The following is a 26,926-nucleotide window of genomic DNA, read 5'->3' on the forward strand; positions in this document are numbered from 1 at the left end:
CCGGCGGGGGTGCGGGGGTGCGGGGGTGCGAGGCCGGCTCAGCCCTTGACGACCTGCGGCTCGTAGAAGCACAGGTGGTCCTTGATCTCGGCCACCCCGGCCTTGGGCTCCGGATACGCCCACACCAGGTCGGGGGCGTCCGGCAGGGACCAGTAGGAGGCGGTCCCCTTGAAGGGGCAGTAGGTGTGGGTCTCCGACGCCGACAGAAGGTCCGTACGGACGTCCTCCGGCGGGAGGTAGTAGCGGACGGGACAGCCCGTCTCGCGCAGCAGCAGCGGGCGGCGGCTCTCGGCGACGACCTGTCCGTCGTGCACCACGCGTACGAGATCCGTGCCCTGTTCGATCGTGATCGTGTGTCCTTCGGCCATACCTGGAACAGCGCCTGCCGGGCCCCGGTTCTTCCCCCGTACGGTGGTCGGCATGAATATCTGCGTCTTCCTCTCCGCCGCCGACCTCCCCGAGCGCTACACCCGGCCCACGCGCGAGTTCGCCGAACTCCTCGGCAAGGGCGGGCACACCCTGGTGTGGGGCGGCTCCGACGTGGGCCTGATGAAGGTCCTCGCGGACGGAGTGCAGAAGGCGGGCGGCCGGCTCGTCGGGGTCTCCGTGGACTTCCTCCAGGACACGGCACGCGCGGGAGCGGACGAGATGGTCGTCGCCCGGGACCTCGCCGAGCGCAAGGCGCTGCTCCTGGAGAAGGCCGACGGCATCGTGATCATGGTGGGTGGGACCGGCACCCTGGACGAGGCCACCGAGATCCTGGAGCTGCGCAAGCACGGCAAGCACACCAAGCCCGTGGTGCTGCTCAACTCGGCCGGGTTCTACGACGGGCTGAAGGAACAGTTCCGGCGGATGGACGACGAGGGGTTCCTGCCGTTGCCCCTCACCGACCTGGTGTTCTTCGCCGAGGAGCCCGTCGGCGCGCTCGCGTACCTGGAGGAGTCCTTCGGCACGGCCTGAGCCGCACCCACCGGTTGCCGGTGCCGGTCACGGTGATGCGAGCATGGCGCTCATGGCAACACATGTGATCTCCGGGGCCGGCTCCGGCATCGGCGCGGCCGTCGCCCGCCGTCTGCACGCGCGCGGGGACGACCTCGTGCTCCTCGCGCGCGACGCGGGCCGCGCCAAGGAACTGGCCGCCGCCCTGCCCGGGGCCCGCACCCTCGTCGGTGACCTGGCCGATCCGGACCGGCTCTCCTGGGCGTTCTCGCACCAGACCCTGCCCGACCGGATCGACTCCCTCCTGCACATCGCCGGGGTGGTCGACCTGGGTGCCGTCGGCGACCTCACCCCCAAGACCTGGCGCCACCAGCTCAACGTCAACCTCCTCGCGCCCGCCGAGCTGACCCGGCACTTCCTGCCCCAACTCCGGGTCGCCCAGGGCCATGTGGTCTTCGTGAACTCCGGGGCGGGCCTGCGGGCGCACGCCGACTGGTCCGCGTACGCCGCGTCCAAGCACGGTCTGAAGGCCCTCGCCGACGCGCTGCGCGACGAGGAGCACGGCAACGGTGTCCGGGTCACCTCCGTCTACCCGGGGCGCACCGCGAGCGCCATGCAGGCCAAGGTCCACCACCAGGAGGGCAAGTCCTACGACCCGGACCGCTGGATCGACCCCGAGTCGGTCGCCACGACCGTGCTGACCGCGCTCGACCTGCCCCGCGACGCGGAGGTCACCGATCTGACCGTACGGCCGGGCCGCTGATGACCGGGACCACGGCCGACGCGGCCTTTCCCTGGGGGCCCGCCACCGGCATCGGGTCCATGCCCGGCGGCGACGCCCGCGAGGCGGCGAGGACCGTCGTCGGAAGCCTCGACTCCGGACAGGGCGTTCCGTACCTCCCGGAGCTGCCCGCGCGCGGGCCGGGCGCCGACATGATCGGACGCACCGCCGGGATGCTCGTCGAGATGTACGCGCGCGTGGAGCCCAGCGGCTGGCGGCTCGGCGACCGGCCGGGCCGCGACACCCGGCGCGCCGTCTCCTGGCTCGGCGAAGACCTCGACGCCCTGGAGGAGTTCACCCAGGGCTGGACCGGCCCCCTCAAGGTGCAGGCCGTCGGACCGTGGACCCTCGCCGCGGCCCTGGAGCTGCGCAACGGCGAATCGGTCCTGTCCGACCCCGGGGCCTGCCGCGACCTCGCCGGCTCCCTCACCGAGGGCCTGCGCACCCACCTCGCCGAGGTGCGCCGCAGGGTGCCCGGCGCCCGGCTCGCGCTCCAACTGGACGAGCCCTCGCTCGTCGCCGTCCTGCGCGGACAGGTACGGACCGCGAGCGGCTACCGCACCCACCGCGCCGTCGACCGGCAGCTCGTCGAAGGCACCCTGCGGGACGTCGCAGGCGCCCACGACGGGCCCGTCGTCGTCCACTCCTGCGCCCCCGACGTGCCGTTCGCCCTGCTGCGCCGGGCCGGGGCCGCCGCGATCTCCTTCGACTTCTCGCTGCTCACCGAGCGTGACGACGAGGCGATCGGGGAGGCCGTGGAGAGCGGCACGAAGCTGTTCGCCGGTGTCGTGCCCGGCACGGACGGCCCATTGTCAGACCCGGCAGGTAGCGTCAGTGGAGTCAGAACGCTGTGGCGCAGGCTGGGGCTGCCACCGGGGCTGCTCGGCGACTCCGTCGTGCTCACTCCGGCCTGCGGTCTCGCGGGCGCGTCGCCGGAGTACGCGCGGCGGGCGCTCGCCCACTGCGTCCGGGCGGCGAGATCCCTCGCGGATAACCCTGAGTAACGTAAACGGGAGGACAAGAAGTGGCCGGCGACCAGGACGCACAGCCCGCATCGGTGCCCGCGCAGGCACGGGAGAAGCACGCGCAGCTCGCCGAGCAGATCGAGGAGCACCGCTTCCGGTACTACGTGAAGGACCAACCGGTCGTCAGCGACGCCGAGTTCGACCAGCTCATGCGCACCCTGGAGGCCCTGGAGGAGGAGTATCCGGACCTGCGTACACCGGACTCGCCGACCCAGAAGGTCTCCGGGGCCTATGAGACCGACCTCGCGTCGGTGGAGCACCGCGAGCGGATGCTCTCCCTCGACAACGCCTTCGACGACGCGGGCCTCACCACCTGGGCCGACCGCATCGCCAAGGACGTCGGCACGACCGATTACCACTTCCTGTGTGAGCTGAAGGTCGACGGCCTCGCGGTGAACCTCACCTATGAGGACGGCCGGCTCACCCGCGCCGCCACCCGCGGCGACGGCCGCACCGGCGAGGACATCACGCCCAACGTCCGCACCATCGCCGAGATCCCGCACCGCCTCCAGGGCGACCGTGTCCCGCGCCTCGTGGAGATCCGCGGCGAGGTCTACTTCCCGATGGAGGCGTTCCAGGAGCTGAACGCCCGGCGCGTCGCGGCGGGCGAGAAGCCCTACGCCAACCCGCGCAACTCCGCGTCGGGCTCCCTGCGCCAGAAGGACCCCAGGGTCACCGCCACCCTCCCGCTGCACATGGTCGTGCACGGCATCGGCGCGCGCGAGGGCTTCGCCATCGACCGCCTCTCGCAGGCGTACGAGCTGCTGCACGAGTGGGGCCTGCCGACCGCCCGGCACAACAAGGTCGTGAACTCCATCGAGGAAGTGCGGGAGTTCATCGCGTACTACGGAGGCGACAACCGCCACTCCGTGGAACACGAGATCGACGGCGTCGTCGTCAAACTCGACGAGATCCCCCTCCAGGGCCGCCTCGGCTCCACCTCGCGCGCGCCGCGCTGGGCCATCGCCTGGAAGTACGCGCCGGAGGAGGTCAACACCAAGCTGGTGAACATCCGCGTCGGCGTCGGCCGCACCGGCCGCGTCACGCCGTACGCACAGGTGGAGCCCGTCGTCGTCGCCGGGTCCGAGGTCGAGTTCGCGACCCTGCACAACCAGGACGTGGTCAAGGCCAAGGGCGTGCTGATCGGGGACACGGTCGTCATCCGCAAGGCCGGCGAGGTGATCCCCGAGATCCTGGGGCCCGTGGTCGATCTGCGGGACGGCAGCGAGCGGGAGTTCGTGATGCCCGCCGAATGCCCCGAGTGCGGCACTCTGCTGGGGCCGTCGAAGGAGGGTGACATCGACCTGCGGTGCCCCAACGCCCGCTCCTGCCCGGCCCAGTTGCGCGAGCGCCTGTTCTACCTCGCGGGCCGCAAGTGCCTCGACATCGACCACTTCGGCTATGTGTCGGCCGCCGCGCTCACCAAGCCGCTGGAGCCCGCCGAGCCGCCGCTGAAGGACGAGGGCGACCTGTTCGACCTGACCATGGAGCAACTGCTGCCCATCAAGGCGTATGTGCTCGACATGGACAGCGGACTGCCCAAGCGCGACCCCGAGACCGGCGAGGAGAAGGTCGCCACGGTCTTCGCCAACCAGGAGGGCGAGCCGAAGAAGAACGCCGTCGCGATGCTGGAGAGCATCGCCGCCGCCCGGCAGCGCCCCCTCGCGCGCGTGCTCACCGGTCTCTCCATCCGCCATGTCGGACCGGTCGCCGCCGAGGCACTGGCCCGCGAGTTCGGCTCCATCGACCGTATCGAGCAGGCGAGCGAGGAGGAGCTGGCCGCCACCGACGGCGTCGGACCGATCATCGCCGCCTCCCTCAAGCAGTGGTTCACCGAGGACTGGCACCAGGAGATCCTGCGCAAGTGGAAGGCCGCGGGCGTCCGCATGGAGGACGAGGGCGCCGGAGAGGACCGCGGCCCCCGCCCCCTCGAAGGGCTCACCGTCGTCGTCACCGGCACCCTGGAGCACCACACCCGCGACGGCGCCAAGGAAGCCCTCCAGAGCCGTGGCGCCAAAGTGACCGGATCGGTCTCGAAGAAAACGGCCTTCGTGGTCGTCGGTGACAACCCCGGGTCCAAGTACGACAAGGCGATGCAGCTCAAGGTGCCGGTTCTGAACGAGGACGGTTTCGCCGTCCTCCTCGAACAAGGACCCGAACAGGCCGCCGCCGTGGCCCTTCCGACCGGGGAACAGGCGGCGGACGAGGGAGAAGTGACGGCCGAAGAGGAGAAGTGACGCCCGAATAGCGGTACGGCATCACCCGTTCGGCGCATATCAGATGGGTACGGGAGGCCGGGTTGCATTCGGGCAACCGTCGCAGACCGCTGCCCCTGGAAGCCTTCCGCGGCCTACTGTTGAGAGGTGCGCCTGCCGTGCCCCGCCGCGTGGCGGGTTTTCAGACGCGTGCCCGACGGACATCGACCGATCGAATGACCGTCGGACCGCGTCGCGCGGGCACCGCCGGCTGTGAGAGGGACGGGAATGGATTCGAGCGAGAGCGCCGCCCCGGACGCACGGCTGCGCAGGCGCCGTACGCCCGTCGCCTGGCTCACCGCACGCCGGGCGGCCACCCGCCCGGACCAGACCGCTCCGCCCGGCCGCGGGGACGGCTCGGGACCGGACGGCCGCCGGGCCGATGCGCACCGCGAAGGCGGTCACCCGACCGGCGCCTACTCGTCGGGGGCGTACCCCTCCGGCGGTCACCCGTCCGGCGCGTATGCCGCCGGGGCCTATGCGGCGGGGGTCTACGCCGGGGGTCATGCGGCGGCCCCGACCGGCTCCTACGGGCCCGGACACCCGGACGACGGCCTGCCGCACGGCGCCCGCGCGATCTGGCCGACGCTCGCCGTGGTCGTCGTCGCCCTGGCCGGGTTCGTCCTCGGCGCCGGTGCCTACCGCGCCGTCAGCGAGCACCGCGCGCTGTTCCCGTCCGGCAGCGTCGGCTGGTCCCTGGCGGGCCTCGCCGGCCTGGTCGTCGGCCACCTGGTGGCACTCGGCCGCAACCGCTGGTGGGGCGGTACGGGCTCCGGCGCCGCCCTCACCCTCGCCGTGCTGCTGCTGTACGGCTGGATGCCCGCCGGCATGGTCAGCCTCACCGTCGTCGTCCTCGTCGCAGCCGCCCGCCGGCAGCGCTGGCGCCAGGGCCTGCTGCACGGCGCCGTCGACATCCTCGGCATCGGCGCGGGCGCCCTCGTCCTCGCGGTCTGCGGAAAGGTCCCCACCGTCGAGGACCCCTGGAACCCCGAGACCTGGGACCTGTACGCCGTACCCGAGGTCGTCCTCGTCGCGGCCACCTACCTCGCGGTCACCCGGCTGATCCTCTGGTACCTCCAGGTGCCCCGCACCGCCGGACTGCCCACCGCCGCACGGACCGCGCTCTATCGGCAGAGTCTCGCCGCCGTCGCCCTGCTCGCCATCGCCCCGCTGATCTGCGTCGTCGGCGTGGCAATGCCCATACTGCTGCCGCTGTTCGCGGTGCCGCTGATCGCCCTCGACTACACCCTGTGGATGGCCCGCGCCCGCGCCGAGGAACAGCTCCGCGACCCGCTCACCGGACTGCCCAACCGGCAGTGGCTGCTCGAACGCACCTGGGCGGCGCTCGACGACGCCGAACGCATCGGCGCCCGCTCCGCGCTGATGCTCATCGACCTGGACCGCTTCCGCTCGGTGAACGACACCCTCGGGCATCTCGCCGGTGACCGGCTGCTGCTCCAGATCGCCGACCGGCTCCGGGTCGCCCTCCCGCGCGGGGCGGAGGCCGCGCGGCTCGGGGGCGACGAGTTCGCCGTGCTGCTGCCCGTCGCCGACTCCACCACGTCGGCGAGCCGGGTCGCCCGCGCCGTCGTCGCCGCGCTCGGCTCCCCGCTCGACCTCGACGGGCTCACCCTCGTCCTGGAGGCCAGCGCCGGTGTCTCCGTCTTCCCCGACCACGCGCTCGACGCGGAAGGGCTGCTGCGGCGCGCGGATGTCGCGATGTACCAGGCGAAGCGGGACCGTACGGGGGTCGAGGTGTACGAGTCGAAGCGGGACTCCAACACCCCCGACCGGCTCGGTCTGCTCGGCGATCTGCGGCGCGCGCTCGACGCCGGGGACGTCCATCTGCACTACCAGCCCAAGGTCCGCTTCGACGGGGAGGTCGCCGGGCTCGAAGCGCTGGTGCGGTGGGTGCACCCCGAGCGGGGAAACGTGCCGCCGGACGAGTTCATCGCCATCGCCGAGTCGTCCGGGCTGATGCCGCACCTCACGGAGTACGTACTGGAGTCCGCGCTCGGGCAGGTCGCGCGGTGGCGGGCGCAGGGGCTGTTCGTGCCGGTCGCCGTGAATGTGTCGCCGCGGGATGTGCACACGCCCGGGTTCGCGGGGTCCGTCGCGGCGCGGCTGGCGCGGCACGGGGTCCCTGCGGGGGCGCTTCAGCTGGAGATAACGGAGCACGTGCTCCTTGAGGACCCGCAGCGTGCGGCGGACACCCTCGCGGGGCTGACCGGGCACGGCGTGAAGATGTCGCTCGACGATTTCGGTACGGGTTACTCCTCGCTCGTGCATCTGCGGCGGCTGCCCGTCAGTGAGCTGAAGATCGACCGGTCCTTCGTGGCGCGGCTCGCCGTGGACAACGAGGACGCGGAGATTGTGCGGTGCACCGTCGATCTGGCGCATTCGCTCGGGCTGCTCGTCGTCGCGGAGGGGGTCGAGGACGACGAGACGTGGGAGCGGTTGCGGGATCTCGGGTGTGATGCGGTGCAGGGGTGGTTGGTGGCGGCGGCGATGCCTGTGCCGGAGGCTACGGCGTGGTTGATGGCGCGAGGGGGTGGGCGGCGGGGGGCGCCGGCGGCGCTTCCCGCTGCTGCGGCTGACCTGGAGCCCTAGTCCGGCCTGCGGCCGGGTCGCGGGTTTTTTCCCACCCGCAGCCACCCGTGCGGGTGGGTGGGCAGGTGCGGGTCCTCCTGTGACCGGTGCTCCGCCGTCGGCGGGTGGCCCGCCGTGGGTGGTTTGTTTTGCCCACCCGCGGCCACCCGTGCGGGTTCGTGGGCAGGTGCGGGTCCTCCTGTGCCCCGCCTTCGCCGTCGGCGGCTGGCCCGCCGTGGGTGGTTTGTTGTCCCCACCCGCAGCCACCCGTTTCGGTCCGTGGGCAGGTGCGGGTCTTCCCGTGGCCCGTTCCCGCCGTCGGCGGCTCACCCGCCGTGGGTGGTTTGCTCTACCCGCGTGCCGCGTGCCGCGTGCCGCGTGCCGCGTGGGCCCTCCCGTATTCCGCTGTTCCGTGGCAGGTGCCTGCCATTCGGAGCCGTCCGCGGGGGCGGTGTCTCTCAAGGGTGGGTGGGTGGGGAGTGCCGGTGTGTGGGTTCTGGTTTGCCCCCGGAGGGAATGTGTTTCGACCCGGTTGGCGATGGCCCATAGGATTGGGCCAAAATCCGTACACTCACCCTGAGGATCGCCGCATGCCTGGCATCACGCGCGAGGAGGTCGCCCACCTCGCCCGGCTGGCGCGTCTGGAGCTGAAGGACGAAGAGCTAGACCACTTCGCCGGCCAGCTCGACGACATCATCGGCGCGGTCGCCCGCGTAGCCGAGGTCGCCGACCAAGACGTACCGCCGACCTCCCACCCGCTCCCGCTGACGAACGTCATGCGCGCGGACGAGGTCCGACCCTCGCTCACCCCCGCGCAGGCGCTGTCCGGCGCCCCGGCCCAGGAGCAGCAGCGTTTCAAGGTGCCGCAGATCCTGGGGGAGGACTGATCACGCCATGACCGACAGCAGCAACAGCATCATCCGGCTCGGCGCCGCCGAGATCGCCGCGAAGATCGCATCCGGCGAACTCACCGCCGTCCAGGTCACCGAGGCGCACCTCGCGCGGATCGAGGCCGTCGACGAGAAGGTCCATGCCTTCCTCCACGTCGACCGGGAGGGCGCGCTCGCCCAGGCCCGTGCCGTGGATCAGAAGCGGGAGCGGGGGGAGCGGCTGGGGCCGCTCGCCGGTGTGCCGCTCGCGCTCAAGGACATCTTCACCACCGAGGGGATCCCCACCACCGTCGGGTCGAAGATCCTCGAAGGGTGGATTCCGCCCTATGACGCCACCGTCACCAAGCGGCTCAAGGCCGCCGACGTCGTGGTGCTCGGCAAGACCAACATGGACGAGTTCGCCATGGGGTCCAGCACCGAGAACAGCGCCTACGGACCCACGGGCAACCCCTGGGACCTGACCCGCATCCCGGGCGGCTCCGGCGGTGGCTCGTCCGCCGCGCTCGCCTCGTACCAGGCGCCGCTGGCCATCGGCACCGACACTGGCGGCTCCATCCGCCAGCCCGCCGCCGTCACCGGCACTGTCGGCGTCAAGCCGACCTACGGCGGGGTCTCGCGCTACGGCATGGTCGCCTTCTCCAGCTCCCTCGACCAGGGCGGCCCCTGCGCCCGCACGGTCCTCGACGCCGCGCTGCTGCACGAGGTCATCGCCGGACACGACCCGCTCGACTCGACGTCGATCGACGCCCCCGTACCGCCGGTCGTGGAGGCCGCGCGCAACGGCTCCGTGGACGGCATGCGGGTCGGCTTCGTCAAGCAGTTCCGGGGCGAGGGCTACCAGGCCGGAGTCGTGCAGCGGTTCGACGAGTCCGTCACGCTCCTCAAGGAGCTGGGCGCCGAGATCGTCGAGCTGGACTGCCCGTCCTTCGACCTGGCCCTGTCCGCGTACTACCTGATCGCGCCGTCCGAGTGTTCGAGCAACCTCGCCCGCTTCGACGCCATGCGCTACGGCCTGCGCGTCGGCGACGACGGGACACGGTCCGCCGAAGACGTCACCGCGCTCACCCGCGAGGCCGGATTCGGCGACGAGGTCAAGCGCCGCATCATGCTCGGCACGTACGCCCTCAGCTCCGGGTACTACGACGCGTACTACGGCTCCGCGCAGAAGGTGCGGACCCTGATCACCCGGGACTTCGAGCGGGCCTTCGAACAGGTCGACGTGATCGTCTCGCCGACCACGCCCACCACCGCCTTCCCGATCGGCGAGCGCGCCGACGACCCGATGGCGATGTACCTCGCGGACCTGTGCACCATCCCGGCCAACCTGGCGGGCAACGCCGCCATGTCGCTGCCCTGCGGCCTCGCGCCGGAGGACAACCTGCCGGTCGGCCTCCAGATCGTCGCCCCCGCGATGCAGGACGACCGGCTGTACAAGGTCGGTGCCGCCGTCGAGGCGGCGTTCGTGGAACGCTGGGGTCACCCGCTCCTTGAGGAGGCACCGTCGCTGTGAGCGCACTGTCCAAGGCCAAGGGCTTCAAGAAGTCCAAGTCCGGCACGTACCTGTCCATCGCCACGACCGCGTTCGGCGCCGTCAGCGTCGCCAAGCAGGCCAAGAAGGCCCGCTCCGAGCACGACACGCTCCGGCTGCTCGACGCGGCGGTGTCCGCCGCCGCCATCGTCACCGGCCTCGCGATCCTCTACCGCGAGCTGAGGCGCCTGGGCGACGACGACGTCCTGCTGGGCTGAGAGGGAAGTTTTCACCGTGACCACCACGACCGACTTGGTGCCGTACGAGGACGCGCTGGCGTCGTACGACCCCGTCATGGGCCTTGAGGTCCACGTCGAACTCGGCACCAGGACCAAGATGTTCTGCGGCTGTTCGACCGAGTTGGGCGCCGAGCCCAACGCGCAGACCTGCCCGACCTGCCTCGGCATGCCCGGCTCGCTCCCCGTCGTCAACGCGATCGGCGTCGAATCCGCCGTCAAGATCGGCCTCGCGCTCAACTGCGAGATCGCCGAGTGGTGCCGCTTCGCCCGGAAGAACTACTTCTATCCGGACATGCCGAAGAACTTCCAGACCTCCCAGTACGACGAGCCGATCGCCTTCAACGGCTATCTGGACGTCCAGCTGGAGGACGGCGAGATCTTCCGCGTGGACATCGAGCGCGCCCACATGGAGGAGGACACCGGCAAGTCGACACACGTCGGCGGCGCCACGGGCCGTATCCACGGCGCGACGTACTCCCTCCTCGACTACAACCGCGCGGGCATCCCCCTCATCGAGATCGTCACCAAGCCGATCACCGGCGCGGGGGAGCGCGCCCCCGAAGTCGCCAAGGCGTACGTCGCCGAGCTGCGCGCCCTCATCCGGGCGCTCGGTGTCTCCGACGCCCGCATGGAGATGGGCCAGATGCGCTGCGACGTGAACCTGTCGCTGCGTCCGTACGGCCGGGAGAAGTTCGGCACCCGCAGCGAGACGAAGAACGTCAACTCGCTGCGGTCCGTCGAGCGCGCCGCCCGCTTCGAGATCCAGCGGCACGCCGCCGTCCTGAACAGCGGCGGCACCATCGTGCAGGAGACCCGGCACTTCCACGAGGACACCGGGTCCACGACCTCGGGCCGGGTCAAGGAGGAGGCGGAGGACTACCGCTACTTCCCCGAGCCCGACCTCGTCCCGGTGGCCCCGCCGCGCGCGTGGGTCGAGGAGCTGCGGTCCACGCTGCCCGAACTGCCGCGCGTACGCCGTAACCGGCTGCGCGAGGAGTGGGGCGTCTCCGAGCACGACATGCAGTCCATGCTCAACGCGGGCGCGGTCGACCTGATCACCGCCACCATCGAGGCGGGCGCGGACTCCGCGTCGGCGCGCAAGTGGTGGATGGGTGAACTGGCCCGGCACGCGAACGAGTCGGGCCGCACCGTGGACGAGCTGCCGATCACGCCGGAGCAGGTCGCCCGGGTCGCCGCCCTGGTGGCCTCCGGCGACCTCAACGACAAGCTCGCCCGCCAGGTGATCGAGGGCGTACTCGCCGGTGAGGGCACGCCCGACGAGGTCGTCGACAAGCGCGGCCTCAAGGTCGTCTCCGACGACGGCGCCCTGACCGTCGCCGTGGACGAGGCCATCGCCGGGAACCCGGGGATCGCCGACAAGATCCGCGGCGGCAAGGTCCAGGCGGTCGGCGCGCTGGTCGGCGCGGTCATGAAGGCGACCCGCGGCCAGGCGGACGCGGCGCGCGTCAAGGAGCTGATCCTGAAACAGCTCGGCGTCGAGGGCTGACACACTCGGCGGCACGTCGAGGGCTGACGCACTCGGCGTGCGAGGGGGCGGTGCACCTGGTCAGGGTGCACCGCCCTTCGCGCGCCACCGCCGACCCGGGAGTGAGAGACGTACGGTAGTGACCGCCCTCGTACGGGAGTGACCGCTCTGAACACCGTCCCCGCAGAGATCCTCTCCCTCGCGCTGCTGCTCGTCGTACTCGCGTTCGCCGTCGTACGCCCCCGGCAGTGGCCCGAGGCCGCGGCTGCCGTGCCCGCCGCGCTGCTCGTCGTCGGGCTCGGCGCGGTGTCACCGGCCGCCGCATGGGCGCAGGTCCACACGCTGCTGCCGGTCGTCGCGTTCCTCGCGGTCGTCCTCGTCCTCGCGCAGCTCTGCGCCGACGAAGGGCTGTTCACGGCGGCGGGCGACCTGGTGGCCCGGGTCTGCGGGGCGCGCCCCGGACGGCTGCTCGGCGGGGTCTTCGCGGTGGCCGCCGTGATCACGGCCGTCCTCAGCCTGGACGCCACCGTCGTCCTGCTGACCCCGGTGGTCTTCGCGACGGCCGCCCGCGTCGGCGCCCGGCCCCGGCCGCACGTCTACGCGAGCGCCCATCTGGCGAACACCGCCTCGCTGCTGCTTCCGGTGTCGAATCTGACGAACCTGCTGGCGTTCACGGCGAGCGGGCTGACGTTCACGCGGTTCGCGGCGCTGATGCTGCTGCCGTGGCTCGCCGCCATCGCTGTCGAGTACGCCGTCTTCCGCCGCTTCTTCGCCGCCGACCTGACCGCCCCCACGCATCCGCCGGAGGTGCGGGAGCGGCCGAGTGTGCCGGTGTTCACGCTGGTCGTGCTCGCGCTGACGCTCGCCGGATTCGGCGTGACCTCCTTCGCGGGCGCCGAGCCGGTGTGGGCGGCGCTCGCCGGGACGCTCGTCCTCGCGGTACGGGCGCTCGGGCAGCGCCGTACCACGGTCAAGTCCCTGGTGGTCTCCGCGAACCCGCTGTTCTGCCTCTTCGTCCTCGCGCTCGGCGTGGTCGTCAAGGCGGTCGTCGACAACGGGCTCGGCGCCGGTATCGAGCGGATCCTGCCGGTCGGGTCGTCCCTCGGGGAACTCCTCGCCATCGCGGGTATCGCGGCCGTCCTCGCCAATGTCATCAACAACCTGCCCGCGGTACTCGCCCTGCTGCCCGCCGTGGCGCCCGCGGGCCCGGGACCGGTCCTCGCGGCGCTGATCGGCGTCAACATCGGCCCGAACCTGACGTACGTCGGCTCCCTCGCGACCCTGCTGTGGCGCCGCATCCTCCATGAGCACGGCACCGACGCGGAGCTGGGGCGGTTCACACGGCTCGGGCTGCTGACGGTGCCGGCGACCCTCGCGGTGTCGACGGTGGCGTTGTGGGCGGGGCTGCGGGTGCTTTGAGCCGGAGGTCGTACGAGGAGGGGGAGGTTGTACGAGGAGGGGGAGCGGTTTTCGTTCCGCTCCGCGCTCGTCGCCGTACTTCCCTCCGCCACCTTCGGCCATTAGCGTCCGGCCCTGACCGCCCAATGGACCGTCAGGAGACCTTTGGGCTTTTGGGGAACACGACTGGAGGCCGGACGTGGCAGACGCGCCGCACGCAGCGAGGGAACAGGACATATCCGGGGGAGAGGCGTCCGAGCGAGAGGCGTCCGGGGGAAACGTTTCGCGCCGGAGGCTGATGGCGCTCGGCGGGGGTGCCGTCGGGGCCGCCGCCGTGGGGTCCTTCTTGCCGCCCTCGCTCCAGGAGGCACTGGCGCAGGAGCCGCCGCGCGGCGGTCTCGACGCCGTACGGCATGTCGTGGTCCTCATGCAGGAGAACCGATCCTTCGACCACTACTTCGGCTCGCTGCGGGGAGTGCGCGGCTTCTCCGACCGGGGCGCCGTGCGCCTCCCCGGCGGCACCTCCGTCTTCTCACAGCCGTCGGGCACCGGAACCGTGCTGCCCTTCCCGGTGCGGCAGGCCGCCGAGGCCCAGCAGAAGGACCTCCAGTACATCGGCGCCCTCGACCACTCCTGGCGCGGCGGCGCCGCCGCCTGGCGGGACGGCTGGAACGACGGCTGGATCACCGCCAAGACCGCGGCGACGATGGCGTACTACACGCGCGAGGACCTGCCGCTGCACTACGAACTCGCCGACACCTTCACCGTCTGCGACGCCTACCACTCCTCGATCCACACCTCCACCAGCCCCAACCGCAACCACCTGTGGAGCGGGAAGACGGGCGACGAGGCGAACGGGAACCGGGCCGTCGGTAACGACGCGTACGACGAGGGCAGCCACCCCGGCTACGGCTGGAGCACCTACGCCGAGCGCCTGGAGAAGGCGGGCGTCAGTTGGCGCACGTACACCGAGTGGGAGAACTTCACCGACAACCAGATCGAGTTCTTCACCACCTTCAAGACGATCGCCCGCAAGGTGCTCGCGAAGACCCCGTACACGTACATGGAGGCCTTCTACGCGCGCGTGCGCGACACCACGGACGAAGCGGAGCGCACCCGGCTGCTCGCCGCCCTGGAGGACGGGGTCCGTACGCTGAGCCGCGCCGAGCGGTCCCTGTTCGAGCGGGGGCTGCGGCGCGTGCCGACCGGTCAGCTCGCCGACACCTTCGCGCGCGATGTCGCCGCCGGGAAGCTCGCCGACGTCACCTACCTGGTGCCGTCCGCGATCGACTCCGAACACCCGTCCGTGTCATCGCCGGTCCACAGCGCGACCATCGTGTACAAGATCCTCGACGCGCTCGCCTCGCACCCCGAGGTGTGGCGGCACACCGTCGTCCTCATCAACTACGACGAGAACGACGGCTTCTTCGACCACGTACCGCCGCCCGTCCCCGCACCCGAGGTCACCGAGGAGCGCTGGCAGGGCCTGCCCACCGGCCTCGGCGTCCGCGTCCCCATGCTCGTCGTCTCGCCGTGGACCGTCGGCGGCCATGTCTGCTCCGAGGTCTTCGACCACACCTCCGTGATCCGCCTCCTGGAGAAGTGGACCGGTGTCCACGAACCCAACATCGGCGCCTGGCGTCGCCAGGTCACCGGCGACCTCACCGGCGCCTTCGACTTCCACCGCGCCCAGCGGCAGCCCGAGGTCGACAGCCCCGGCGCCGTCCCGCCCTTCACCGGCCGCTGGAACCCTCGCCCGCCCGCCCGGCAGACCCGCCCCGAGCAGGAGCCCGGCACCCGCCCCGCCCGCGCCCTGCCGTACCAGCCCGACGCCTACGCGCGCGTGGACGCCGACACGGTCTCCGTGCGCCTGGTGAACACCGGACGCTCCAGCGCGCACTTCGCGCTCTACCCGTACGCGGGCGAGTACCCGGCCCCGCTCCACCAGGACGTCCGCCGCACCGGCCAGTGGGACGTGCCCGTGCGCGACGGCGCGTACGACTTCACGGTGACCGGGCCGAACGGGTTCCTGCGCGAGTTCACCGGCCGCACCGGCTCCACCGCCGCCGTGACCTCCCGCATCGCCCACCGCGACCTGCGCGTCACACTCGCCAACCGGGGCCGCCGCGACCTCGTCTTCACCGTCGCCCCGCTCGCGTACGTCGAGGACAGCGCCGTACGCCCGCGCACCCGCACCGTCCGCGTGCGGCCCGGCGACGAGCGGACCATCGCCTGGATGACCGGCCGGGAGCACGGCTGGTATGACATCGAGGTGACTGTGGACGGTGACGGTGACGGTGACGGTGGCCGTGACGGTGAGGGTGGCGGCGGTGGCGAGGGTGGCGGCGGAACGTTCCGCCGTCGGCTCATGGGCCACATCGAGGACGGCCGCCCGAGCGTCTCCGGCTGACCCGGAACCGTTTCCCCACGCGGGAGCCCGCGAGGCGCCGAGCCTTCGCGGACTCCCGCGTGCCGTTGCTGTGGACGACCGCGAAGGAGTGGGATGTACGCGATATCTCTGGGTGACGACGGCGCCGAACTGCGGCCCCTGGAGCCGTGGCACGCCGAGGAGTTCCTCGCCCACCTCGACCGGGGGCGGGAGTACATCGGGCGACACGTCGCCTTCGGGGCGAACGTCACGGACACCGCGTCCGCGCGCGACCTGCTCCAGGCGTACGCCGACAAGCGCGCCGCTGACGGCGGCAGCCTGCACGGCCTGTGGCTGGACGGGAGACTCGTCGGCGGACTCCTCTTCCGGATCTTCGAGGCGGACAGCGGCAACTGCGAGGTCGGCTGCTGGCTGGAGCCCGCCGCCGCCGGGCGGGGCCTGGTCACGCGCGGCGCGCGCGTGCTCATCGACTGGGCCGTCGACGCGCGCGGGATGCACCGGGTGGAGTGGGTCGTGTCGTCCGCGAACATGCCCAGCATCAAGGTCGCCCAGCGCCTCGGCATGACCCGTGACGGCGTCCTGCGCGAGAGCTATCCCCATCGCGGGGTGCGCCATGACATGGAGATCTGGTCGGTCCTCGCACCGGAGTGGCGTGCGGCGCGGGGCTGAAGGGTGACGAGGGGTGCCGGGGTGCCGGGGATCTCTCAGAAAGTTCTCAGACTCCGTCCGTACGGTGCGGGGCATGGCAACCACAACAGACGAGACGGCCGGCGCGACCGCCGCGGCCAAGGGCGACGGCCAGGCGGCGGACGCCGCGGCTGAGAAGGCCGACAAGGCCGAGAAGGCCGGCAAGGCATCCGGGGCGGTGGGGGCCGTGGAGTCGGCCGACGCGCCCAAGGCCGCCGACGGCACTGACGGTGACGACGGGTACGAGGGCGCCGAGGACATCCTGGGCTCCGACGACGCGGACGACGACGCCGAGGACGACGCGGACGGCGACGACATCGCCCCCGCGTCCAAGCCCGGCTTCGGTGTCGGCCAGGGTGCCGCCGCCGTCGTCTCGGCCGCGATCGGCGTCGTCTCGCTGAGCGGCGGCTGGATCGGCACCGTGGCCTCCGCGCGCGAGTCGATCATCGGCCAGCTCAACACCGCGCAGGACGCGAGCGTCGCCACGCAGGTGCAGCAGGTGTACGGCGACTCCTGGGCCACCACGGCACTCGTCGGCGGCATCTTCGCGGTGATCGCCCTCATCGTCGGCGCGGCCGTCCTGGTCAGGCCCCTCTTCGGTACCCCCGGCCCCGCGCAGGCGCCCTGGATCAAGTCCGTCGCCTGGGCGGGCGTCGCCCTCGGCACCATCGGGCTGCTGCTCGCCGTGGCCAAGTACACCGACATCCTGCTCGGGCTGCCGTCCACCTCTTAGACGGTCCCTGAGGCCCCCTGTACGCCTCGGGTAAGTCTGTAAGGCACCCCCACGCGCGCGGGTAAGGCCCCCCGCGCGCGGAAGATGCGGCAGCCGCCCGATGTGGCGGCACCCCCTGGGAGACGAAAGTAGGGGCATCGCAAAGAGCGATGCCGGAACCGTCGATCAGGGGGATCGAGATGTTCGAGTACGAGATGCACGAGATGCGCGCCGCCGAGCTGCACAGTGAGGCCGCCCACCGCCGCCTCGTCCGCGAGGCCCGCGCGGCCCGTCGCGCCGCCGCCCGCCACCCGGTACGCGACGCATCCGGGGGGCGGGTGAGTACGGGGAGCGACACGGGGTGGGAGACCACGCCGGGCACGGGGACGTCACCCACCGACCACTTCACGCGCGCGGCGTGACACCGTGAGCGGGGCGGGCGCGAACGGGGTGGGTGCGGAGCGCCCGGGTGCGAGGGGCGCGGGTACGAACGGGGCGGGCGCGGGTGCGCCGCACCTGGCCGGAGCGGTCGCCCCGATAACCGATGCCGGACTGTCGGACCCCTGTGCGATGCTCGGCGGTGTGGAGACCAGGTCCGTGAGCCCGGTGTTCGTCGGCCGCGCCGACGAACTGGGCGTACTGAAAGACGCGCTCGCCCGCGCCGCCGCGGGCGAGCCGCAGGCATTGCTCCTCGGCGGCGAGGCCGGGGTCGGCAAGACCCGGCTCATCGAGGAGTTCGCGACCGCCGCCTGGCGTCAGGGCAGTGTCGTCGCCGTCGGCGGCTGCGTCGAGATCGGCGCCGAAGGACTGCCGTTCGCCCCCTTCTCGACCGCCCTGCGCGCCCTGCGCCGCCAACTGCCCGACGAGGTCGCCGCAGCCGCCGCCGGGCAGGAGGAGGAGCTGGCCCGCCTGTTGCCCGAGCTGGGCGAGGCCCCGCGCGGGCGCCACGACGAGTCGGACATGGCCCGCCTCTTCGAGCTGACCGCCCGCCTCCTGGAGCGCATCGCCGCCGACCGCACGGTGGTCGTCGCACTCGAAGACCTGCACTGGGCGGACGCCTCAACCCGCCACCTCCTCTCGTATCTGTTCCGCACCCTGCGCAGCGGTCGGCTCGTCGTCGTCGCCACCTACCGCGCGGACGACATCCACCGCCGCCACCCCCTGCGCCCCCTCCTCGCCGAGCTGGACCGGCTGCGCACGGTGCGGCGGATCGAGTTGAGCCGCTTCTGCCGCGCCGAAGTGGGCCGCCAGATGGCGGGCATTCTCGCCACCGAGCCGGTGCCGAGCCTGGTCGACGAGGTCTTCGCACGCTCCGACGGCAATGCCTTCTTCGTCGAGGAGTTGGCCGTCGCCAGCGAGGAAGGCTGCTGCCCGATCCTGTCCGACTCGCTGCGCGACCTGCTCCTCGTGCGCGTGGAGCGGCTTCCCGAACACGCCCAGCGCGTCGTACGGATCGCGGCCGAGGGCGGCTCGACCGTCGAGTACGGTCTGCTCGCCGCCGTGGCCCGGCTCACCGAGGACGACCTCATCGAGGCGTTGCGCTCCGCCGTCGGCGCCAACATCCTGCTCGCGACGCCCGAGGCCGACGGCTACCGCTTCCGGCACTCCCTCGTCCGCGAGGCCGTCAGCGACGACCTGCTGCCCGGCGAGCGGTCCCGGCTCAACCGCCGCTATGCCGAGGCCCTGGAGGCCGACCCGTCCCAGGTCGCGGCCGACCAGCGCGCCACCCGCCTCGCCAGCTACTGGTATCGGGCGCATGACGCGGCCAAGGCCCTGCCCGCCGTGCTCGACGCCTCCGTGGTGGCCCGCCGCCGGCACGCCTACTCCGAACAACTGCGCCTGCTGGAGCGCGCGATGGAGCTGTGGGACGCCGCGCCCGCCGAAGTCCGCGCCGCCCTGCGGCCCGTGGACTACGCGGAGGAGTTCCCGCCCTGCGGCTGCGACCCCGCGACGACCCCGCTGCGCCATCTCGACCTGCTCGCCGAAGCCGCCGTCGCGGGCCGTCTCTGCGGCGAGCGCGACCGCGCACTGAAGATCATCAAGCGGGCGCTGCGGCTGCTCGACGAGGACCCCGACCCGCTGCGCGCCGCCTGGTTCTGGGTGCAGCGGTCCCGCCTGGTGCAGGCCCTCGCGCGGGGCGACGGCTGGCAGGAGCTGGCCACCGCGCAGGAACTCGTCCGTGGACTCCCGCCGTCCGAGGTGCACGCGGAGGTCCTTTCCGCCGTCGCCGGCTGGTCGATGCTCCGCGCACCGGGCCCCGACAGCTTCGCCGCCGCCGAACGCGCCGTGGAGTACGCGCGGATGGTCGGCGCCCGCGACATCGAGATGCACGCCCGACTCACCCTCGGCGGCCTCATGGTCGATGCGGGCGACGTCGAAGCGGGCCTCGCCGAGATGTACGCGGTGAAGGACCGCATCGCCGAAATCAGCCTGCCCACCGGGGTGAGCCGCACCCATGTGAACGTGCCGTCCGTCCTGGAAGGGATCGGCCGCTCCCGCGAAGCCGTCGCCCTCCTGGACGAAGGCATCGAACTCTCCCAGCACTTCGGCCTGCTGGACACCGAGGCATGGATCTGGGGCAACCGCGCCGAATCCCTCTACTCCCTGGGCCGCTGGGACGAGGCCGTCGAATCGGCGGACCGGACCGGGCGCGCCGGGCAGAGCGCCAAGCCCTGGGCGATGTCCGCCACCAGCTTCGCGCGGCTCGCACTGGAGCGGGGGGAGACCGCCGAGGCCGCCCGCCGCCTCGCCGAGGCCCGCCGGCACTACGGCACGTACGACCCGATGCCCCAGCAGTCCATCCCGCTCGCCCGGATCGCCGTGGGACTCGCCGCCGCCGAGGGCCGCATCCTCGACGCCCGCGTCGAGCTGGACGCCGCCATGTCGTCCGGCTTCCCCCCGGGCACCCAGCGGTACGGCTGGCCGCTGCTGCGGGCCGCCGCCACCGCCGAGGCCGACGCCCGCGCGCTGCCCGCCGCCGGGCCCGGCCGCGCGGATGCCGTGCACCGCATCCGCACCGCTGCCAAGTCCCTCGCCACCGGGGTGCCGATCTGGCATGCGTACGAGCGGTGGGTCCGCGCCGAACTCCTGCGCGCCGAGAGCGGGGACACCCCCGGCGACTGGCTTGAGGTCGTCACCGCCTTCGGCCCCCTGGAACGGCCCTACGACCTCGCCCGCGTACGCCACCGCCTCGCCGAGTCCCTGCTCACCTCGGGCGCTCCGGGCAGCGCGGCCAGTACGGGCGCTTCGGGTGGTACGGGCGGCTCGGGCGGTGAGGTCGACCGGGACCAGGTCGCCGAACTGCTGCGGCAGGCAAGCGCCGTGGCCGAACATCTCGGCGCCCGGCCGCTCGCCGACGCGGTCGCCCTGCTCGCCCAGCGCGCCCGCCTCTCCCTCACCGGCGCCCGGCCGAGCGGCCCTGCCGACCCGGCCGAGGCGCTGGGGCTCACCAGCCGTGAGCGGGACGTCCTGCGCCTGGTCGCCGCCGGACGCAGCAACCGCCAGATCGCCGAGGAACTGTTCATCTCGCCCAAGACCGCGAGCGTCCATGTCTCGCACATCCTGGGCAAACTCAGCGTCTCCGGCCGGGGCGAGGCGGCGGCCCTGGCCCACCGCCTCGGCCTCTTCCCGCCGGACCGGTCGCGCACGGTGGCCGGTTGATCACCCTCCGCCGAACTCCTCGACTCCTGGCGCCGGACGCTTACGCTGGGGAAGAGAACCGGCCCAGGGAGGCACCGTGTTCAACATGATCGAGCAGCTCTTCGCGCCGGGCCGCAGGCACACGGACGACGAGAACAAACGCCTCGAACTCACCCGAGTCGACCTCAACGACGGCGACCCGGGCCGCGGCCCGATAGACCTGTCCTCGGGAAAGGTAGTCGTCCGCCCCCGCTCCCAGGAGCCTCCCCACACCCCACCGGATCCGGCAGCCGAGCAGCAGCAGCGAGACGAGTGACCGCGCGCCCACGGTCCGCGACCACGCCACCGCACGGGGCACCGCCCCCGCACGCGCCGACCCCACTTTGACCGGGGCGACACGGGACCCGCACGGCGCCTGACCCCGACGACCCGCCGACCGACGACCCGCCAGGCCCTGTCTCCGGCCGCCCCCGCTGCACCACCCCCTCGCCCCGCGCCCCCGCGCGGCCATCCCCGCCCCCTCACCCTCCCCCGCGCGCCCCCGCACCCCAATCCGCCCCCCTACGAAACGCGCACCTCCAACACCCGGTCGTCCCCCGCCTTCGGCGTCCCTCTGCCGTCCGTATTGCTGGTCGTCAGCCACAGCTTGTCGCCGCCCTCCGAGACGACTGTGCGGAGGCGGCCGTACTTGGCGTCCAGGAACGCTTCCGGCTTGGGCTTGCCCTCGACGCCGCGGACCGGGATGCGCCAGAGGCGCTGGCCGCGGAGCGCCGCCATCCAGATCGAGCCCTCGGCATAGGCGATGCCCGCCGGTGACGCCTCGGACGGATGCCACTCGACCACCGGGTCGTGATAGCCCGGCTTGTTGGCCGTGCCCTCATACGTCGGCCAGCCGTAGTTGTCGCCGGGCACGATCTGGTTCAGCTCGTCCCACTTGTCCTGGCCGAACTCCGAGGCCCACAGCCGCTTGTCCTCGTCCCAGGCGAGGCCCTCCACATTCCGGTGGCCGTACGAGTACACGTACGACGTCGCGCCGAAGGGGTTGCCCGGGGCCGGCTCGCCGTCCGGGGTCATCCGGAGGATCTTGCCGCCGAGGGACTCCTTGTCCTGCGCCAGGCCGGTGTCGCCCGTCTCGCCCGTCCCCGCGTACAGCATCTTGTCCGGGCCGAAAGCGATCCTGCCGCCGTTGTGGATGGCGCCCTTCGGGATGCCCCTCAACACGGTGTTCGGCGCGCCCAGTTGCTGGCCGGTGGGCTTCTTCTCGTCGTACAGCATGCGGGCGATGCGGTTGTCCGACTCCGTCGTGAAGTACGCGTAGACCATGTGGTCCGAGGCGAAGGACGGGGAGAGTGCCAGGCCCAGGAGGCCGCCCTCGCCGGCCGCCGCGACGCCGGGCACCTTGCCCGCCTCGGTCTTCTTGCCGTTCTTCGCGTCGATCCGCGTGATCGTCCCGGTGTCGCGCGAGGAGACCAGGAGGTCGCCGCCGGGCAGCGGGGCCAGGCCCCAGGGGGAGTTGAGGCCCTCGCCGACCGTCCGCACGACGTCCACCGAGCCCTTCGCCGGAGGCGGTGTCGCGGAGGCGGACGCCGAACCGGTCGGGTCGGCCGACCCCGGCTTCGAGGTGCCCGGGGCGGAACTGCCGCCGCCCGGTCCGTCACCGCCCGACGAGCATCCGGCCACGAACAGGAGGGCGGCGGCGGTCAGTACGGCCGTCACAGCTCGACGTTGCACGATCAGGTCCCTTCGACGCGGCGGGTTCTACTTGTCATACACCGCTGCCGCCTCTCAGGTTCCCGATCACGGCCACCCGGTCGCGAAGGAATCCGCCGATGCCCCGGACCGGTCACCCACCCAGCCGCGCCCCCGGCCCCGCGACTTCCCGCCTCTCCCCTCGCGGAGCCTTCGCATAGCCTCCTGACCATGACTGCTGACGTGTGGCTCCCCTACCCCCCGGAAGAGATCGACGGCCTCCCCGACGGTCCGCGCTACCTGTTCTGGAACGGCGACGACGACGGCGGCCAGGAGTATCCGGCCGACCCCGCGGACTGCGCCGTCTACGTCGTGCCGTACATGAAGCCGTACGAACTGCGGACCCGGCCGCTGCCCCTGATGACCGGTCTCGACGTCATCCAGACCCTCACCGCGGGCGTCGACGACATACTGCCCGCGCTGCCGTCCCTCCGGCCGGGCGTACGCCTCTGCAACGCGCGCGGGGTGCACGAGACCAGCACCGCCGAGCTGGCGCTGACCCTGATCCTCGCCTCCCTGCGCGGCGTACCCGACTTCGTCCGGGGCCAGGAACAGGGCAGTTGGCGGTTCGGGCTGCACCCCGCGCTCGCCGACCGCTCCGTCCTGATCGTGGGCTACGGGTCCATCGGCGCCGCCATCGAGGACCGACTGCTGCCCTTCGAGGTCGGGCGCGTGAGCCGTGTCGCGCGCTCCGCGCGCACCACCGAGCGCGGCCCCGTGCACCCCCTCACGGATCTCCCCACCCTGCTGCCCGACGCGGACGTCGTGATCATCGCGACCCCGCTCACGGACGCCACCCGAGGCCTGGTGAACGGCGACTTCCTGTCCCGGATGAAGGACGGGGCGCTGCTCGTGAACATCGCGCGCGGTGCCGTCGTCGACACCAAGGCGCTGCTCACCGAACTGGAGAACGGGCGCCTCACCGCAGCCCTGGACGTCACCGACCCGGAACCCCTGCCCGAGACCCACCCGCTGTGGCACGCTCCCGGAGTACTCATCAGCCCCCATGTCGGCGGCGCCTCCTCGGCGTTCGCCCCGCGCGCCGAACGCCTGCTCGTGGCACAGCTCACCCGGTACACGGCCGGGGAGCCGCTGAAGAACGTGGTCGCCACGAGCGGCCCCTGAACCGGCCGACCGCGCGGCGTGTTCGCCCGAATGCGCCGTGTGTCGGCAGCGCCGTTGATCGTCACGGAGAGTAGAGCGACTATGTCCCTGAGTGACGAGACTGGTGTATCGTCCCCAACAGGGGCTGCGCCGTGCGTCGTTCGGCGCCGGGGACGAGACACCGGACAGCGAGGGGGGCGACGGGCGATGCACGGCCTATGGACGAACGATCCGACGCGGCAGGTTCGCCGACGGCGACCCTCCCGCACCCCCGCACGCAGACGCCGGCACCCGGCCCACGGGAACCGCAGAAGGCACGCCCATCCATGCCACGGCGGACCGGGCGGACGCCGGGACCCGGGTGGCGTACGGACCGGGACGGACCGGTGAGTGCCCACGGGGCCGTCCTCACCCGCCGGCCGCCGGCCGACGGAGGGACGGGCCTGCTCTCGCAGGTCCTGGTCGCCCTGGTGTGCGCCGGATATGCCACGGGGGCCACCCTCGGCTGGGGAAACAGCCGGGTCGCGCTCATCATGGGCGACTTCGGCCTCAGCGCCGCCGCCGCGACCGCCGCCGTCTCCTGTCTGCTCTACGCCCGCACCCGGCGCAGCCGCTTCCGGCCCGCCTGGCTGCTGTTCGCCCTGTCCTCCGCGATGGCGGCCCTGGGCAACGGCATCTGGGGATGGTACGAGGTGGTGCTCCAGCGCCCCGTGCCCAGCCCCAGCCCGGCCGATCTGTTCTTCCTCTGCTTCGCGCCGCCCGCCGTCGTCGGCCTGCTCGTCCTCGCCAAACGGCCCGTGACCAAGGCCGGATGGATCTGCCTCGCGCTGGACGCCTGGTTGATCGGCGGCTCCCTGGTGACGCTCTCCTGGAGCCTCGCCCTCGCGCACACGGCCCGCTTCCAGGGCCAGACCGTCGCCCACGCCGCGCTGTCGCTCGCGTATCCGCTGCTCGACATCGCCCTGGTGAGCATGGTGCTGGCGCTCCACTTCAAACGCACCTCGATGAACCGCTCAGCCGTCAACACCGCGATCGGCGCCCTCGCCCTCACGGTCATGTGCGACGCCCTGTTCACCTCGCCACTGCTGCACACCAGTTACCGCTCGGGACAGCTCCTCGACGCGGGCTGGTTCGCCGGATCGCTGCTCCTCGCGTACGCGCCCTGGGCGAGCCCCCGGGGCCGGGGCGACGACAGCCCCGCGCGCGACGACTGCCCCGCGCGCGGGGACGACCAGACACGCGGCGACAGCTACGCGCGCTGGGCACTCATCCCCGTACAGCCCCGCTCGGCGACCCGCTCCGGGCACCCCACACCCCACGACACCCACGGCCCCGGGCACCCCCAGGCACTCCACCTGGCGCCCGACCGCCCCCCGCACCCGCAACCACCCCCGGCACCCGACCTCGCCGACCCCTCCGCCGACCCGGCCGCCTCCACCGACTCCGCGTCACCCCGGCTTCCGGGCTCCGCGCACCCCCACGCCCAGAACCGCTATGTGTCCCGGCCCATCGCCGGTTCCCTCGCCGCGCTGACCCCGTACCTCGCCGCCGCCGTCTGCACCCTCGGGATCATCTACAACGTCCTCAACGGCCGCAGCGTCGACCGCGTCGTCCTGTTCACCGCGTGCACCGTCGTACTCGCCCTCGTGGTGCGCCAGGGCATCATGCTCATCGACAACATCACGCTCACCCAGGAACTGGCCCAGAAGGAGAACCACTTCCGCTCCCTGGTCCAGGGCTCCAGCGACGTCATCATGATCGCCGCCCCGAGCGGCGTCCTGCGGTACGTCAGCCCCGCCGCCGCCGGTGTCTACGGCCGGGACGCGGACGATCTCGTCGGCTCCGAACTCGCCTCGCTCATCCACCCCGAAGACCTCAAACGGGTACTCCACGAAGTGCGCAGATTCCTCGCCGCCAGCCAGGTCGAGGAGCCCACCATGCGCATCGAGTGCCGCTTCCGCTCGGGCCACGGCCAGTGGCTGAACGTCGAGTCGACGGTCAACCGGCACCACGGCGGCGTCATCCTCAACAGCCGTGACGTCACCGAACGCGTCCGCCTCCAGGCCCAGTTGCAGCACAACGCCGAACACGATCCCCTCACCGACCTGCCCAACCGCGCCCTGTTCACGCGCCGCGTGGGCCAGGCGCTCGGTGGACGCAGAGCCGGCGACCGGGGCACCGCCGTCCTCTTCATCGACCTCGACGGCTTCAAAGGCGTCAACGACACCATCGGCCACCAGGCGGGCGACGAACTGCTCATCCAGGCCGCCCGCCGCCTCCAGGACGCCGTACGCCAGGGCGACACGGCGGCCCGGCTCGGCGGTGACGAGTTCGCCGCGCTCATCGTCGGCGACGGCAGCCGCGACCGCACCGCGCGCGAGCAGCACATCATGGAACTCGCCGACCGGCTCCGCCTCACCCTCTCGCAGCCCTACCTCATCGAGGGCAACGATGTCCGCGTCGCCGCGTCCATCGGCGTCGCCTTCGCCGAGCCGGGCGTCGGCGCGGGCGAGCTGCTGCGCAACGCCGACCTCGCGATGTACCGCGCCAAGGCCGCGGGCAAGGGCCGCGTCGAGCTGTACGCGCCCCAGATGCAGGCCGACGTCGCGCGCAGGGCGGAGCTGGCGGGACGCGTGCGCACCGCGCTGCGCGACGGCGAGTTCGCCCTCCTCCACCAGCCCGTCGTCGCCCTCGCCAGCGGCCGGATCACCTCGGTCGCGGCCCAGCCGCGCTGGCGCTCGGGCCAGGGCATCCTGTTCACGCCCGCCGAGTTCCTGCGCGTGTCCGACGACAAGGACCGCACGGCCGAACTGGGCCGCTGGATGATCGAGGAGGCCGTCGCCCAGGCGGCCGACCGCAACCGCTCCGGGCACTCCGCGCCCGTCGTCGTCCGGATCGGCGCCCAGCGCCTCCTGGACCGGTCGCTGCCCCTCGCCTCCGTCGAGGCGCTCCTCACCCGCCACGGCCTCCCCTCGGGCGCCCTGACGATCGAGCTGACCGACAGCGTCCCCGGCGCCCCCCTGGACGAGCTGGAGCGCCGTCTCACGGCCCTGCGCAGACTCGGCGTACGGATCGGCCTCGACGGCTTCGGAGGCGGCCACGCGGCGATCACCGCGCTGCGCCGGCTCCCCGTCGACGTACTGAAACTCGATCGCGGTCTCGTCGAGGGCGTCGTGGAGTCCGCGCGGCTGCACAAGATCACCAGTGGGCTGCTGCGGATCGCCACCGACCTCGGACTGCACTCCGTCGCCGACGGCGTGGACCTGCCCGAGCAGGTCGTCGCCCTGCGCGCGATGGGCTGCACCCACGGCCAGGGCATGGCCTTCTCCGGACCGCTCGACGAGTACCGGCTACGCCGTGCGCTGACCTCGGGACACTTCCCCGTACCGCATGGCCCGGTCGAATCCGTGCTGGTCGGAGGGGGTCCGTCGGCCTATACCGGAAGCCTGCCCCTCCGTTCACATAATGAGACTCCCGTCCCACCCACTTGACAGGCATCGCGTGCCGGGGGGAGGG

At 72.3% G+C, this 26,926-nt stretch carries 20 protein-coding genes; 18 read left to right on the top strand and 2 right to left on the bottom strand.

Translation table 11 applies throughout. From position 1 onward, the window contains the following. Nucleotides 1-38: 38 nt before the first annotated feature. On the bottom strand, nucleotides 39-368 hold the full coding sequence (locus tag ACIQNU_RS25485) for a DUF427 domain-containing protein (RefSeq protein WP_401370617.1): 330 nt from the start codon (nucleotides 366-368) through the stop codon (nucleotides 39-41). Between the two features lie 52 nt (nucleotides 369-420). Between ACIQNU_RS25485 and ACIQNU_RS25490 the strand changes: the two genes are divergently transcribed. The 16 genes from ACIQNU_RS25490 to ACIQNU_RS25565 all read left to right on the top strand — a co-directional run bounded on the left by ACIQNU_RS25490 (nucleotide 421) and on the right by ACIQNU_RS25565 (nucleotide 20,873). Continuing rightward, on the top strand, nucleotides 421-960 hold the full coding sequence (locus tag ACIQNU_RS25490; protein ID WP_401370620.1) for a TIGR00730 family Rossman fold protein: 540 nt from the start codon (nucleotides 421-423) through the stop codon (nucleotides 958-960). A gap of 43 nt (nucleotides 961-1,003) precedes the next feature. Further along, on the top strand, nucleotides 1,004-1,702 hold the full coding sequence (locus tag ACIQNU_RS25495) for an SDR family oxidoreductase (protein ID WP_401370623.1): 699 nt from the start codon (nucleotides 1,004-1,006) through the stop codon (nucleotides 1,700-1,702). Continuing rightward, nucleotides 1,702-2,724, top strand: coding sequence for a methionine synthase (locus tag ACIQNU_RS25500; RefSeq protein ID WP_401370625.1), 1,023 nt, complete (start codon nucleotides 1,702-1,704; stop codon nucleotides 2,722-2,724). Before ACIQNU_RS25495 ends, ACIQNU_RS25500 begins: the two co-directional genes overlap by 1 nt. Nucleotides 2,725-2,744: 20 nt before the next feature. Further along, a complete protein-coding gene (gene ligA / locus ACIQNU_RS25505; protein ID WP_401370626.1) occupies nucleotides 2,745-4,982 on the top strand; it encodes an NAD-dependent DNA ligase LigA in 2,238 nt (745 codons plus the stop codon). Nucleotides 4,983-5,228: 246 nt separating this feature from the next. Then, entirely contained in the window at nucleotides 5,229-7,610 is a 2,382-nt protein-coding gene (locus ACIQNU_RS25510; protein ID WP_401370628.1) for a putative bifunctional diguanylate cyclase/phosphodiesterase, read from the top strand. Nucleotides 7,611-8,179: 569 nt separating this feature from the next. Then, nucleotides 8,180-8,476, top strand: a complete 297-nt coding sequence (gatC, locus tag ACIQNU_RS25515) for an Asp-tRNA(Asn)/Glu-tRNA(Gln) amidotransferase subunit GatC (RefSeq protein WP_401370631.1) — start codon at nucleotides 8,180-8,182, stop codon at nucleotides 8,474-8,476. A 7-nt stretch (nucleotides 8,477-8,483) separates the two neighbouring features. Continuing rightward, complete coding sequence (gene gatA / locus ACIQNU_RS25520) at nucleotides 8,484-9,989, top strand: Asp-tRNA(Asn)/Glu-tRNA(Gln) amidotransferase subunit GatA (RefSeq protein ID WP_401370634.1); 1,506 nt, start codon at nucleotides 8,484-8,486, stop codon at nucleotides 9,987-9,989. Next, nucleotides 9,986-10,225 (top strand): hypothetical protein, encoded by a 240-nt coding sequence (locus ACIQNU_RS25525; RefSeq protein WP_389894070.1) that lies wholly within the window; start codon nucleotides 9,986-9,988, stop codon nucleotides 10,223-10,225. The genes gatA and ACIQNU_RS25525 overlap by 4 nt, the downstream gene beginning before the upstream one ends. Before the next feature lie 16 nt (nucleotides 10,226-10,241). After that, on the top strand, nucleotides 10,242-11,753 hold the full coding sequence (gene gatB / locus ACIQNU_RS25530) for an Asp-tRNA(Asn)/Glu-tRNA(Gln) amidotransferase subunit GatB (protein WP_401370638.1): 1,512 nt from the start codon (nucleotides 10,242-10,244) through the stop codon (nucleotides 11,751-11,753). Between the two features lie 147 nt (nucleotides 11,754-11,900). Next, entirely contained in the window at nucleotides 11,901-13,151 is a 1,251-nt protein-coding gene (locus ACIQNU_RS25535) for an SLC13 family permease (protein WP_401371116.1), read from the top strand. A gap of 277 nt (nucleotides 13,152-13,428) precedes the next feature. Continuing rightward, the gene (locus ACIQNU_RS25540; protein WP_401371119.1) at nucleotides 13,429-15,540 is read left to right on the top strand and encodes a phosphocholine-specific phospholipase C; all 2,112 of its coding nucleotides are present in this window, start codon (nucleotides 13,429-13,431) and stop codon (nucleotides 15,538-15,540) included. A 93-nt stretch (nucleotides 15,541-15,633) separates the two neighbouring features. Then, entirely contained in the window at nucleotides 15,634-16,188 is a 555-nt protein-coding gene (locus tag ACIQNU_RS25545) for a GNAT family N-acetyltransferase (protein ID WP_401370640.1), read from the top strand. Nucleotides 16,189-16,261: 73 nt separating this feature from the next. After that, nucleotides 16,262-16,939, top strand: coding sequence for a hypothetical protein (locus tag ACIQNU_RS25550; RefSeq protein ID WP_401370642.1), 678 nt, complete (start codon nucleotides 16,262-16,264; stop codon nucleotides 16,937-16,939). 149 nt (nucleotides 16,940-17,088) lie between these two features. After that, nucleotides 17,089-17,340: a hypothetical protein gene (locus ACIQNU_RS25555; protein WP_401370645.1), complete on the top strand. Its 252-nt coding sequence runs from the start codon at nucleotides 17,089-17,091 to the stop codon at nucleotides 17,338-17,340. A gap of 148 nt (nucleotides 17,341-17,488) precedes the next feature. Further along, nucleotides 17,489-20,578: an AAA family ATPase gene (locus ACIQNU_RS25560; protein WP_401370648.1), complete on the top strand. Its 3,090-nt coding sequence runs from the start codon at nucleotides 17,489-17,491 to the stop codon at nucleotides 20,576-20,578. Nucleotides 20,579-20,663: 85 nt separating this feature from the next. Further along, nucleotides 20,664-20,873: a DUF6191 domain-containing protein gene (locus ACIQNU_RS25565; RefSeq protein ID WP_401371122.1), complete on the top strand. Its 210-nt coding sequence runs from the start codon at nucleotides 20,664-20,666 to the stop codon at nucleotides 20,871-20,873. A gap of 245 nt (nucleotides 20,874-21,118) precedes the next feature. On the opposite strand, the gene ACIQNU_RS25570 is transcribed toward ACIQNU_RS25565, so the two are convergent. Next, nucleotides 21,119-22,294 carry a PQQ-dependent sugar dehydrogenase gene (locus tag ACIQNU_RS25570; protein ID WP_401371125.1) on the bottom strand — a complete coding sequence of 392 codons (1,176 nt, stop codon included), beginning with the start codon at nucleotides 22,292-22,294 and terminating at the stop codon, nucleotides 21,119-21,121. A 183-nt stretch (nucleotides 22,295-22,477) separates the two neighbouring features. On the opposite strand from ACIQNU_RS25570, the gene ACIQNU_RS25575 reads away from it, so the two are divergent. After that, nucleotides 22,478-23,431, top strand: a complete 954-nt coding sequence (locus tag ACIQNU_RS25575) for a 2-hydroxyacid dehydrogenase (RefSeq protein WP_401370651.1) — start codon at nucleotides 22,478-22,480, stop codon at nucleotides 23,429-23,431. A gap of 305 nt (nucleotides 23,432-23,736) precedes the next feature. Continuing rightward, entirely contained in the window at nucleotides 23,737-26,901 is a 3,165-nt protein-coding gene (locus ACIQNU_RS25580) for a putative bifunctional diguanylate cyclase/phosphodiesterase (RefSeq protein ID WP_401370653.1), read from the top strand. Nucleotides 26,902-26,926 lie beyond the last annotated feature (25 nt).

Origin of the sequence: Streptomyces sp. NPDC091292 (assembly GCF_044757265.1) — a bacterium.
Taxonomy (GTDB): Bacteria; Actinomycetota; Actinomycetes; order Streptomycetales; family Streptomycetaceae; genus Streptomyces.